This is a genomic window from Streptomyces sp. SAS_281, assembly GCF_052542855.1.
This window is the reverse complement of record NZ_JBMNDO010000186.1, coordinates 1-10,779: the sequence shown is the minus strand read 5'-3', so window position 1 is coordinate 10,779 and position 10,779 is coordinate 1. Positions and strand designations below refer to the sequence as shown.

The 10,779-nt window shown below is 73.2% G+C and carries 11 protein-coding genes; 6 read left to right on the top strand and 5 right to left on the bottom strand.

The window, feature by feature from the left end; all coding sequences use genetic code 11:
* The first annotated feature begins 128 nt into the window (after nucleotides 1–128).
* Entirely contained in the window at nucleotides 129–446 is a 318-nt protein-coding gene (locus tag ACN6LM_RS36525) for a hypothetical protein (protein WP_445069726.1), read from the top strand.
* A gap of 62 nt (nucleotides 447–508) precedes the next feature.
* On the opposite strand, the gene ACN6LM_RS36520 is transcribed toward ACN6LM_RS36525, so the two are convergent.
* The 3 genes from ACN6LM_RS36520 to ACN6LM_RS36510 all read right to left on the bottom strand — a co-directional run bounded on the left by ACN6LM_RS36520 (nucleotide 509) and on the right by ACN6LM_RS36510 (nucleotide 4,107).
* Nucleotides 509–1,318 carry a hypothetical protein gene (locus ACN6LM_RS36520; RefSeq protein ID WP_445069728.1) on the bottom strand — a complete coding sequence of 270 codons (810 nt, stop codon included), beginning with the start codon at nucleotides 1,316–1,318 and terminating at the stop codon, nucleotides 509–511.
* Between the two features lie 260 nt (nucleotides 1,319–1,578).
* Nucleotides 1,579–2,799, bottom strand: a complete 1,221-nt coding sequence (locus tag ACN6LM_RS36515; protein ID WP_445069725.1) for an acetyl-CoA C-acetyltransferase — start codon at nucleotides 2,797–2,799, stop codon at nucleotides 1,579–1,581.
* Nucleotides 2,800–3,012: 213 nt separating this feature from the next.
* Entirely contained in the window at nucleotides 3,013–4,107 is a 1,095-nt protein-coding gene (locus ACN6LM_RS36510; RefSeq protein ID WP_445069727.1) for an SGNH/GDSL hydrolase family protein, read from the bottom strand.
* 164 nt (nucleotides 4,108–4,271) lie between these two features.
* Between ACN6LM_RS36510 and ACN6LM_RS36505 the strand changes: the two genes are divergently transcribed.
* Complete coding sequence (locus ACN6LM_RS36505) at nucleotides 4,272–5,678, top strand: cystathionine beta-synthase (protein ID WP_445069724.1); 1,407 nt, start codon at nucleotides 4,272–4,274, stop codon at nucleotides 5,676–5,678.
* A gap of 335 nt (nucleotides 5,679–6,013) precedes the next feature.
* Here ACN6LM_RS36505 and ACN6LM_RS36500 read toward each other — a convergent pair whose 3' ends face one another.
* The gene (locus tag ACN6LM_RS36500) at nucleotides 6,014–6,928 is read right to left on the bottom strand and encodes a helix-turn-helix transcriptional regulator (RefSeq protein ID WP_445069723.1); all 915 of its coding nucleotides are present in this window, start codon (nucleotides 6,926–6,928) and stop codon (nucleotides 6,014–6,016) included.
* A gap of 144 nt (nucleotides 6,929–7,072) precedes the next feature.
* Here ACN6LM_RS36500 and ACN6LM_RS36495 point away from each other — a divergent pair, with 144 nt between their 5' ends.
* Nucleotides 7,073–7,834 (top strand): SDR family oxidoreductase, encoded by a 762-nt coding sequence (locus tag ACN6LM_RS36495; RefSeq protein ID WP_445069722.1) that lies wholly within the window; start codon nucleotides 7,073–7,075, stop codon nucleotides 7,832–7,834.
* A 112-nt stretch (nucleotides 7,835–7,946) separates the two neighbouring features.
* On the opposite strand, the gene ACN6LM_RS36490 is transcribed toward ACN6LM_RS36495, so the two are convergent.
* Nucleotides 7,947–8,372: a hypothetical protein gene (locus tag ACN6LM_RS36490; protein WP_445069721.1), complete on the bottom strand. Its 426-nt coding sequence runs from the start codon at nucleotides 8,370–8,372 to the stop codon at nucleotides 7,947–7,949.
* Nucleotides 8,373–8,561: 189 nt separating this feature from the next.
* Here ACN6LM_RS36490 and ACN6LM_RS36485 point away from each other — a divergent pair, with 189 nt between their 5' ends.
* The 3 genes from ACN6LM_RS36485 (at nucleotide 8,562) to ACN6LM_RS36475 (ending at nucleotide 10,757) form a co-directional block, all read left to right on the top strand.
* Nucleotides 8,562–9,134, top strand: a complete 573-nt coding sequence (locus tag ACN6LM_RS36485) for a SigE family RNA polymerase sigma factor (protein ID WP_445069720.1) — start codon at nucleotides 8,562–8,564, stop codon at nucleotides 9,132–9,134.
* Nucleotides 9,127–9,816 (top strand): hypothetical protein, encoded by a 690-nt coding sequence (locus ACN6LM_RS36480; protein WP_445069719.1) that lies wholly within the window; start codon nucleotides 9,127–9,129, stop codon nucleotides 9,814–9,816. Before ACN6LM_RS36485 ends, ACN6LM_RS36480 begins: the two co-directional genes overlap by 8 nt.
* Before the next feature lie 95 nt (nucleotides 9,817–9,911).
* Nucleotides 9,912–10,757: a MurR/RpiR family transcriptional regulator gene (locus ACN6LM_RS36475; RefSeq protein ID WP_445069718.1), complete on the top strand. Its 846-nt coding sequence runs from the start codon at nucleotides 9,912–9,914 to the stop codon at nucleotides 10,755–10,757.
* The last annotated feature ends 22 nt before the right edge of the window (nucleotides 10,758–10,779 follow it).

The following is a 10,779-nucleotide window of genomic DNA, read 5'->3' as shown; positions in this document are numbered from 1 at the left end:
CCCCCCCCCCCCCCCCCCCCCCCCCCCCCCCCCCCCCCCCCCCCCCCCCCCCCCCCCCCCCCCCCCCCCCCCCCCCCCCCCCCCCCCCCCCCCCCCCGCTTCCGTATGGACGGCGATAGGGTCGCGGGGTGCTCGATACGACCCCCCTGATCATCGCCGTGGACCGATTCGCCGACCGGCTGCGCGCCGCCCCGCAGAGCAGGCTGCAGCGGGGAGCGGCGGCCCGGGGCCTCGCCGTCGCGCGTGAGCTGTCGGCGCGTGCCCAGCGCGCCGAGGAGCCCGGCCGGGAGCCCCGGGTGATGCCGGACGCCGGGGTGTTCGCCGTCGGCGACCAGCTCGCCGTAGCCGGCCGCGACCTGGCCGTGGCACTGGAAACGGCCCCGTCCGATGAGCTGGACGAGGCCGTGCGATATGTCGGGGAAGCGGCCGCGCGGGCTTTCGAGTAAGGCGCGCGGCACAGGGGGGAGGGCCTGCCTCCCGGGGGCCGGGGACCGGCGTCGGCGCGTGCTCAGAAGCTCGCTATGACGCGGTCGGCGAGTATGTACACGTTCTCCTTGCCGCACGAGAACGTCAGCGCGTACGCCCCCGAGACGCCGGAGCCGCCCAGCAGCACCGGGTGCTCGCCCGCACGCAGCGACTCGGCCAGGCGCTCGGCCGTCTCGCGGTGGCCGGGGGTCATACAGAGCGTCGTACCGTCGGCGAACACGTACACGTCGAGCGTGCCGAGCGGTCCCGGGCGCACGTCGGACAGCTCCGTACGGCTGTCCGCCAGCTCCTCCAGGCGGTTCACCGTGCGCTCGTGGTCGGTGACGACGGGAGTCTGTACGGGGACGAAGTCGGGGTGCGAGGGGTGGCGGCGGCGGGCCGCGGCCAGCTCGGGGGAGTCCTCCGCGAACTCCGTCTCAGGCAGCTCCGCCAGCCCGGTCAGCTCGTCGAGGGCGTCGGCCGCTTCGAGGTCCATCGCGTCCAGGCCGGCGAAATCGCTCTGGCGGGGCATGAAGAACGGGGCGTCCTCGCCGAGACCGGCCAGCCCGCCCAGCAGGGACGGGGCGTCGGCTGCGTCGCGCGCCTCCTGCGAGGCCCAGAACGCGCGGGCCTCGGCGAGCTCCCGCTCGCGCTCCTCGGCCAGCGCCTCGCTGACGGCCGCGCGTATTTCTTCGGCCGAGGTGGTGTCGTTGCGGGTCTGTGGGGGTACAGCGGCTGTACGGGCGTACCCGTCGGCCAGCTCCTTCCGGAGCGCCGAGACCTGCCTGCGCAGCCCGTGAGCGGCGTGCAGAGCGGCGGCTCCCACGGCCGTGGCGGCGGCGGTGGTCAGCAACAGGGCAATAGGCATGGCGCTCACTGACATACTCCCGGTTTCAATCGATCCCCCGACTTCCTACATCAGCTTGTGCCCTGGCGGCACCATGTGTCAGTGCATTACGTCACGAAATGGACAGGACTTTGGGCCCGGTGTAATCCACTGCTGTAGGTGTGACCTGCGCAAACGACTCTCCCCCAGGACATAGATCACATCCTGGGGGAGATTCGGTCACGGTCGGGGCTCGGTGGCCCGCGAGGGCCCGAAACCCGCCCTGATCAGCTCAGACGCTCGATGACCATGGCCATGCCCTGGCCGCCGCCGACGCACATGGTCTCCAGACCGAACTGCTTGTCGTGGAACTGGAGGCTGTTGATCAGCGTGCCGGTGATCCGCGCGCCGGTCATGCCGAAGGGGTGGCCGACGGCGATGGCGCCACCGTTGACGTTGACCTTCTCCAGCGGCAGGCCGAGGTCGCGGTAGGACGGGATGACCTGGGCGGCGAACGCCTCGTTGATCTCGGCGAGGTCGATGTCGCCGACGGTCAGACCGGCCCGCTTCAGCGCCTGCTTGCTGGCCTCGACGGGGCCGTAGCCCATGATCTCGGGGGAGAGGCCGGAGACGCCGGTGGAGACGATCCGGGCGAGCGGGGTCAGGCCCAGCTCGCGCGCCTTGGTGTCGGACATGATCACGAGCGCCGCGGCGCCGTCGTTGAGCGGGCAGCAGTTGCCCGCCGTGACCAGGCCGTCCGGGCGGAAGACCGGCTTCAGGCCCTGGACGCCCTCCAGCGTGACGCCCGCGCGCGGGCCGTCGTCCTTGGCGACGACGGTGCCGTCCGGCGTGGTCACCGGGGTGATCTCGCGCTCCCAGAACCCGTTCTTCAGGGCCTCCTCGGCGAGGTTCTGCGACCGCACGCCGAACTCGTCCATGTCCTGACGCGTCACGCCCTTGAGCCGGGCCAGGTTCTCCGCGGTCTGGCCCATCGAGATGTAGGCGTCCGGGACCAGGCCGTCCTCGCGCGGGTCGTGCCAGCTCGCACCGGCCTCCTCGGCGCGGGCGGCGGTACGCGCCTCGGCCTCCGCGAAGAGCGGGTTGTGCGTGTCCGGCAGGCTGTCCGAGTTGCCCTTGGCGAAGCGGGACACCATCTCGACACCGGCCGAGATGAAGACGTCGCCCTCGCCGGCCTTGATGGCGTGCAGGGCCATGCGGCTGGTCTGCAGGGAGGACGAGCAGTAGCGGGTGACCGTGCAGCCGGGAAGGTGGTCCATCCCCATCTGCACGGCGATGATGCGGCCCAGGTTGTTGCCCTGTTCGCCGCCGGGCAGACCGCAGCCCAGCATCAGGTCGTCGATGTCCTTCGGGTCCAGCTCGGGGACCTTGGCCAGCGCGGTCTGGATGATCGTCGCGGTCAGGTCGTCCGCGCGCAGGTCCTTGAGCGAACCCTTGAAGGCCCGGCCGATGGGCGAACGGGCGGCAGAGACGATCACGGCTTCGGGCATCACGCGGCTCCATGAGGGCTGAGGGCGGACAGGCTGCCTGAGGGATCGGCAGACCCGGCGGTACGGCACGACTGCTCTGGAAATTACCCGGACGTAGCGCCCGGGTCACCCGACCCGGCATGTGATGCGGGCCTCTTTTCTAAGCGAGCGCTCAGTCAATGGCCCCCGGCCGGGGCGCCCGCTCAGTCGACCGTCCCCGTCCGGGGCGCCCGCTCAGTCAACCGTCCCCTTCCCGGGCCGCCCGCTCGGCCGGCGGACCCACGCGAGCCTCGGCGAGCCGTCCGCGTCCGTGTCCGGCCGGTGGTCGAGGCGCGTCGAGCCCCCGGGCTCCGAGTGCGGGTGCGGGTGCGGCTCCGTGGCCGCGGGCAGGCGCCGCCGCCTGCGGTGCTTGAGCAGGGCCCAGGGCGCCCGGGCCCCCGTGACCTCCGTACCGGCCTCCTTGGCCGCCTGGGAGGCCGCCTTGGCCACCGGCAGCATGTCCTCGCGCCGGGCGCCGTCCAGCCGGTCCGACTCCGGCCACAGGCCGAGCGCCGCGCACAGGGTCGGCAGCACCGCCATGGACGCGGTCGCGTACCCCTCGGCCGACGGGTGGTAGTTGTCCGGGCCGAACAGCTCCCGCGGATTCTCCTCGAACTCCGGGCCCAGCAGGTCGCCCAGCGACACCGTGCGCCCGCCCTGCTCCACCGCGCCGATCGTCTGCGCCGCCGCCAGCTGCCGGCTCACCCGCCGGGCCAGCCAGCGCAGCGGCTGGTACACCGGCTCGATCGTGCCCAGATCCGGACAGGTCCCGACCACGACCTCCGCCCCGGCCGTCCGCAGCCTGCGCACCGCCGTCGTCAGACAGCGCACCGACTGCGTGGCGGGCATCCGGTGCGTCACGTCGTTCGCCCCGATCATGATCACGCACACGTCCGGCGTCCGCGCCGGGTCCGCGAGCAGCAGCGAGACCTGCCGCTCCAGATCGTCCGACCGGGCTCCCGGCAACGCGACGTTGCGCAGGTCCACCGGCCGTTCGGACACCGCCGCGAGCCCCGACGCCAGCAGCGCCCCCGGGGTCTGCCCGGCCCGCCGCACGCCCTGTCCGGCCGCCGTGGAGTCCCCGAGCAGCCCGAGCCGCAAGGGCTCCGCCGGGCCCGTGAACGCCACTCCGTACCGCCCGTCCGCGCTCGGCGGCACCGGGGCGATGCCGCCGCCCACCTGCCGCTTCGCCAGCTGGACCTCCGCCAGCAGGACGCCCACCGCCGCGGCGCCCAGCAGCCCGATGCTGCCCCCGCCGTAGGCCGCGCCCGCCGCGATCCGCCGTGCCACTCTCGCCGTCGACACAGTCCGGTCCACCTCCTCGTCCCACGTACCGCAGTAGAGCCGTACACAGAGCTACCTGCCCGCTACCGGACGTTGTTCAATCGCGCCGCCCAATCCCGTGCCCGTACGCATACGCTTGCCGGACCATCTCGGAGACCCCGGAGTACACGGTGCGATACCACGATTCGATGATCAGTCTCGTAGGCAATACCCCGCTGGTGAGGCTGCGCAGTGTCACGGCCGGCATCCAGGCGACGGTCCTGGCCAAGGTCGAGTACTTCAACCCCGGCGGGTCGGTCAAGGACCGCATCGCCCTGCGCATGATCGAGGCCGCCGAACAGAGCGGCGAGCTGAAGCCCGGCGGCACGATCGTCGAACCGACGAGCGGCAACACGGGCGTCGGTCTGGCGATCGTCGCGCAGCAGAAGGGGTACAAGTGCGTCTTCGTCTGCCCGGACAAGGTGTCCACGGACAAGATCAACGTTCTGCGCGCCTACGGTGCCGAGGTCGTCGTCTGCCCCACAGCGGTCGACCCCGAGCACCCCGACTCGTACTACAACGTCTCCGACCGGCTGGTCCGTGAGACGCCGGGCGCCTGGAAGCCCGACCAGTACTCCAATCCGAACAACCCGCGCTCGCACTACGAGACCACCGGTCCCGAGCTGTGGGAGCAGACGGAGGGGAAGATCACCCACTTCGTGGCGGGCGTCGGGACCGGCGGCACGATCAGCGGCACCGGCCGCTATCTGAAGGAGGCCAGCGGCGGCAGGGTCCAGGTCGTCGGCGCCGACCCGGAGGGCTCGGTCTACTCGGGCGGGTCCGGCCGGCCCTACCTCGTGGAGGGCGTCGGCGAGGACTTCTGGCCCTCCGCGTACGACCGCGAGGTCACCGACGAGATCGTCGCCGTGTCGGACAAGGACTCCTTCCAGATGACCCGCCGGCTCGCCAAGGAGGAGGGGCTGCTCGTCGGCGGCTCCTGCGGCATGGCGGTCGTGGGCGCGCTGGAGGTGGCGAAGCGGCTCGGGCCCGAGGACGTGGTCGTCGTCCTGCTCCCGGACAGCGGGCGCGGCTACCTGTCGAAGATCTTCAACGACGAGTGGATGGCGGACTACGGCTTCCTGGAGGACACCGGCCCCTCGGCGCGGGTCGCGGACGTCCTGAACCACAAGGCGGGGCCGATCCCCACCCTCGTCCACATGCACCCGGAGGAGACGGTCGGCGAGGCGATCGACGTGCTGCGCGAGTACGGCGTCTCGCAGATGCCGATCGTGAAGCCGGGCGCGGGCCACCCGGACGTGATGGCCGCCGAGGTCATCGGCTCGGTCGTGGAGCGCGAGCTGCTGAACGCCCTGTTCGCCCAGCGCGCCTCGCTCAGCGACCCGCTGGAGAAGCACATGTCGCCGCCGCTGCCGCAGGTGGGCTCCGGCGAACCGGTCGAGGACCTGATGGCGGTGCTCGGCGGCACCGGTGCGGCGGACGCGGCGATCGTGCTGGTGGAGGGCAAGCCGAAGGGCGTCGTCAGCCGCCAGGACCTGCTGGCGTACCTGGCGAAGGACGCCCCGGCCGGCGCGAAGTAGCCGGCTGGGCGCGCACTTCGCGGAAACGGTACGTGCGCGTCACGTGGCCGCAGCACCCGCTTAACACGGCTCGGGCACATTGGTGGATGTCGGCAGGGAGACCCGCCGGCACCGGAACGGCGACAACGGACTACGGAGCGGCTCCCGGACCTCCACCGTCGCCCGGACGCGCCACCCGGTCCTGACCCGGGCCGCGTCCCTCGCGGGGACCGCCGTCGTCCCGCCCCCTGGGAAACCGGGGGTGCGGCGGTCCCCGCGACTACCGTTCTACGCGCGCGGCTCGGGCGCGCTTCCGTCTGTTCTATACGTGCGGCTCGGGCGCGCTTCCGTCTGTTCTACGCGCGCGGCTCGGGCGCGCTTCCGTCTGTTCCATACGTGCGGCTCGGGCGCGCTTCCGTCTTGTTGTACGCGTGCAGCTCGGGTGTGCTCCCGTCCGCCGCCCAGCTCGCCAGCAGGGCGATGCGCTCGGCGGTCTCCGAACCCGGCTCCGGGGTGTAGACGACCAGCGAGAGATCCGGATCGCCGGGCACCGCCAGCGTCTCGTACGGCAGTGTCAGCGCGCCCACCACGGGGTGGACCATCCGCTTCACCCCGTACGTCTTCGCCTTCACCTGGTGGTCCGCCCACAGCCGGCGGAAGTCCTCGCTCTTCAGCGACAGCTCACCCACCAGCGCCGCGAGCTCCTTGTCGTCCGGGTGCAGCCCCGCGTCCAGCCGCAGATGCGCGACCGTCTCCGCCGCCACCGCAGGCCAGTCCGGATACAGCTCGCGCGCCCCCGGAGCCAGGAACGCCTGGCGCGGCATGTTCCGCTCCGCGGGCGGCATCCCGGAGAAGCCGGAGAGGGCGTCCCCCAGCGCGTTCCACGCCAGCACGTCCATCCGGCGGCCCAGCACGAAGGCGGGCGCCCGGTCGAACATGTCGAGCAGCAGCCGCAGCCCCGGGCGCACCCGGCGTACCGAAGGGTTCGCCGCCTTGCGGGCCTTGGGACGCGCCACCGTCCGCAGGTACGCGTGCTCCGTTCCGTCGAGGCGGAGCACCCGGGCTATCGCGTCGAGCACCGCGTCCGAGACGCTGGGCCCGCGCCCCTGCTCCAGCCGGATGTAGTAGTCGACGCTCACCCCGGCGAGCTGCGCCACCTCCTCGCGCCGCAGCCCCGGAACCCGTCTGCGGCCGTACGAGTTGAGCCCCACGTCCTCGGGGCTGATGCGGGCACGCCGTGAGCGCAGGAAGTCTCCGAGTTCGCCGTCCATGGCCCCGATCGTAGGAGAACGGCTTCCGTCCAGCCTGGTACTGGCAGACCCAGGAACAACGCATCCCTGGGTGGGCGGCGCTCCCCGGAGGAGGGTGAAGCCCGAGCCGGAACACCGGCCGCGACACCGACCAGGGAGCACCCCATGCCGTACGAGACCCTCGCCGACCGCACCGCCGTCATCACCGGAGCCGCCAGTGGCATGGGCGCGGCGACCGCCCGGCTGCTCGCCGCGCAGGGTGTACGGGTGGCACTGCTGGCCCGCCGCGCGGGCCGGCTGGAGGAGCTGGCCGCGAAGATCACCGCGGACGGCGGTCAGGCCCTCGCCGTCGCCGCAGACGTCACCGACCAGGCGTCCGTGGACGCGGCGGCGGACCGGGTGCACGCCGCATTCGGCCGGGTGGACCTGGTCGTCAACGCGGCCGGGGTGATGCTGCCGAACCCCGTGGAGGCGGGGCGCGCGGACGAGTGGCAGCGGATGCTCGACACCAATGTGACCGGTGCGCTGCGCGTCATCCGGGCCTTCACCGCGGACCTGGTCGCGGCCGCCGCCGACGGCCGCACCGCCGACCTGGTCAACATCTCCTCGATCGGCGCGCACATCACGTTCCCCGACTACGCGGTCTACGGCGCCACCAAGGCCGCGCTCACCCATCTGTCGGCCTCGCTGCGCACCGAACTCGGGCCGCGCGACGTCCGCGTCACCAACATCGAGCCGGGACTCACCGAATCGGAGCTGGCCGGGCACGTCGACAACGCGGAGCTGAGCGGGCAGCTGGACGGCATGTTCGAGGCGCTGGGCGGGCTCTCGTCCGACGAGATCGCCGACCTCATCGCGTACACCACGAGCCGCGCCCGCCACGTCAACCTGCGCCAGCTGGTCGTGCTGCCGACCCGTCAGGCGTGAGGCCCGGTCCTCCCGTCGGTTCTCCCGGCGGTGTGAGGTTCGGTCCTCCCGTCGGTCCTCCCGGCGGTGTGAGGTTCGGTCCTCCCGCCGGGGCCTCCCGGGGGCCTGAGGCTCAGGCCTCCCAGTCGGAGGCCGTCCGCCCCTCCTCGCGGCCCCGGAACAGCCGCCTGCCGTGGCCGGCCTGGAACGCGTTGACGCCGACGATCCCGAGCCAGGCCACGACGAGCCCGCCGATGCCCGCCTGCGCGGCGCCGATCGCGGACAGCGGGACGGCCAGGACCAGGGAGACCACGCCGAAGCCGTAGCGCTCGCCGAAGTTCCCCGGCGGCCGGTCAAGGGTCCGCGCGCCCCGCGCGACGGCGGTCCGCTCCTCGGCGAGGTGCCGCCGGACCCTGCGGTCGAGCGTGGCGTCGAGCCGCTGCTCCACCTTCTCCAGGAACGATTCCACGAGCGCGGAGTCGTAGTCGGCCCCCAGCTCACTGCGGGCCTGCAAAGTCGCCTTGAGCTCCCTGTCGAGCTCGATGTCGGGTGCGTCCATGGTCCCCACGGTACGGAGCGGAGGCGGCCGGGGCAGTGGGGCTAGCCCCCCGGTTCCGGGGCCGTCCGTGCATTCGTGAAAGTCGTCCGTAACATCCGCGGGCGCCCGGGCGTGTAACTGGTGAGAGGCAGTGACAGAGGCAGCAACAGGCGCAGTACTCGGGCAGGACGAGAAGACGGACGGGGGGCCATGACGGCAGGCAGTGAGGATGTGGAGGTGTTCGACGCGTTCTACGCGGCGACCGCCAAACGCCTGGTCGCCACGGTGTACGCGATGACGGGCGATCTGGGGGAGGCGGAGGACGCGGTGCAGGAGGCGTATGTGCGGGCCTGGCAGCGGTGGGACAAGGTGTCCGCCACCGGCGACCCGCTCCCGTGGGTGCGGACCGTGGCGGTGCGGCTGTCGATCAGCACCTGGCGCCGGACGCGCGGCAGACTGCGGGCGCACTTCCGGCACGGGGCGCCCGCCGACGTGCCCGGGCTCTCCGAGGACCGGGTGGCGCTGATGGGCGCGCTGGAGGAGCTGAACAGGGACCAGCGGCAGGCGGTGGTGCTGCACCACATGCTCGGCCTGCCCGTGGAGGAGGTGGCCCGGGAGACGGGGGCGTCGAACGGCGCGGTACGGACCCGGCTGCACCGGGCCCGCAGGATCCTCGGCGAAAGGCTCGCCGACACCCCGGCCGGGACGGGGCGCCAGGTGACAGCACGGAATGCGGCGGAGCGGAGTGCGGCGGAGCGGAAGGGGCGGGTGCGGCATGGCTGAGGTCGAGGACCTGATCGAGGACGTCGCCATACGGCTGCCCGGCGCCGACGACATCCGTGCCCGGGGGCAGCGGCGGCGCACCCGCGCCCGTGCGGTCCGGGGAGGTGCCGCGGGCGCGCTCGTCCTGGCGGCGGCCGGAGCGTGGGGCCTGCTCCTCCCGGCGGACGGCCCCGAGGCCCGGCAGACGGTCACCACCACGACGGCCAACCCCTTCCGGACGGCGGACGGGGAGGTCATGATGCGCCAGGCCGACGAGCTCCCGGGGTACGCGACCTGGCACTGGAAGGAGACCACGAGCCTCCCGAAGGGCACCGGACCGATCAGCGACGCCCTGCCCCAGGTGGGGCTCGACGGTGCCTGCCCCGCCTCCTTCGTCCCGGCGGACGAGCCGGACCGGAAGGGGTACTCCCTGCTCTACACGGGCAGCGGCCACGCCCTGGCCCAGCACCGGATCACCGAGTACGACGACACCGCGACCGCCCGGTCCCAGGTGACGGCCCTGCGCGGGGCGATGGAGCGGTGCGGGCTGCACTCCGCGTCGCAGACCGCGGGGGAGAGGGAGGAGGGCACCGCGGTGTGGTCCGGCACGGTGGACGACGGCCGGACGCTCCGGGTCACCGTCCGGCGGTGGGAGTCCTGGGTGTCGGTCGAGGAGGTGCTGCACGGCACGCCCGCCGGCTGACCGGCCCGGCTGCATATGGACATGCAGACACCTTGCTGGCTGAATGGATTCGTCGGCGCCGGGCCGCGGCGCGGCGGATCTACCGAGGGGACAGGATGAGCGGGAGCAGCCCGGCCGCGCGGTTGCAGGAGCTGTTCGAGGGGCGCCGGCTCACGCCCACGCAGCGGCGCATCGCGCACTCGATGGTGCGCAGGGCCGGAGACGCCCCGTTCCTCTCCAGCGTCGAACTGGCCGAGCTGGCCGGGGTCAGCCAGCCCTCCGTCACCCGGTTCGCCGTCGCGCTCGGATTCGACGGCTACCCCGCGCTGCGCAAGCACCTGCGCGAGGTCGCCCCGGCCGGGGCGGAGGCGGGCGAGGGCGGCGAGACGTACAACGAGTACCAGCAGGCGGTGCTCGGGGAGATCGAGAACCTGCGCCACCTGGCCGAGCTCCTCGCCGACCCGGGGCCCGTCGAGCGGGCGGGCCGGCTGCTCGCCGCGTCCCGTCCGCTGCCGGTGCTCGGGCTGCGGGCGGCGTCCTCGCAGGCGCGCGGGTTCGGGTACTTCGCGGCGAAGGTGCACCCGGACGTGCGGGTGCTCGACGAGGGCGGCAGCATGCTGCACGACCGGATCGACGCCGCCCGGCGGGCCGGGGCGACGGCGCTGATCTGCTTCGCCCTGCCCCGCCACCCGCGCGAGGTCGTGGACGCCCTCGCGTACGCGCGCGGCCGGGGGCTCACCGTGGTGTCGGCGGCCGACTCCGCGTTCGCGCCGGTGGCCCGCCACAGCGACCTGCTCATCCCGGCCGCCGTCGGCACCGGCCTCGCCTTCGACACCGCCTGCGCCCCGATGCTGCTGGGCCGGGTCCTCCTGGAGGCCATGTGCGACGCCCTGCCCGACGCCCAGGCCCGCCTGGAGGAGTTCGACGCGGGGGCGGCGGCGCGGGGGCTGTTCGTGGAGTAGCGCGTGGGGGGGGGGGGGGGGG

Excerpts from the sequence above, each read along its gene's own strand:
- ACN6LM_RS36495 (WP_445069722.1), top strand. The coding sequence starts at position 7,073 with ATGCCGTACGAGACCCTCGCCGACCGCACCGCCGTCATCACCGGAGCC.
- ACN6LM_RS36515 (WP_445069725.1), bottom strand. The coding sequence starts at position 2,799 with ATGCCCGAAGCCGTGATCGTCTCTGCCGCCCGTTCGCCCATCGGCCGG.
- ACN6LM_RS36490 (WP_445069721.1), bottom strand. The coding sequence starts at position 8,372 with ATGGACGCACCCGACATCGAGCTCGACAGGGAGCTCAAGGCGACTTTG.
- ACN6LM_RS36500 (WP_445069723.1), bottom strand. The coding sequence starts at position 6,928 with ATGGACGGCGAACTCGGAGACTTCCTGCGCTCACGGCGTGCCCGCATC.
- ACN6LM_RS36475 (WP_445069718.1), top strand. The coding sequence starts at position 9,912 with ATGAGCGGGAGCAGCCCGGCCGCGCGGTTGCAGGAGCTGTTCGAGGGG.
- ACN6LM_RS36480 (WP_445069719.1), top strand. The coding sequence starts at position 9,127 with ATGGCTGAGGTCGAGGACCTGATCGAGGACGTCGCCATACGGCTGCCC.
- ACN6LM_RS36485 (WP_445069720.1), top strand. The coding sequence starts at position 8,562 with ATGACGGCAGGCAGTGAGGATGTGGAGGTGTTCGACGCGTTCTACGCG.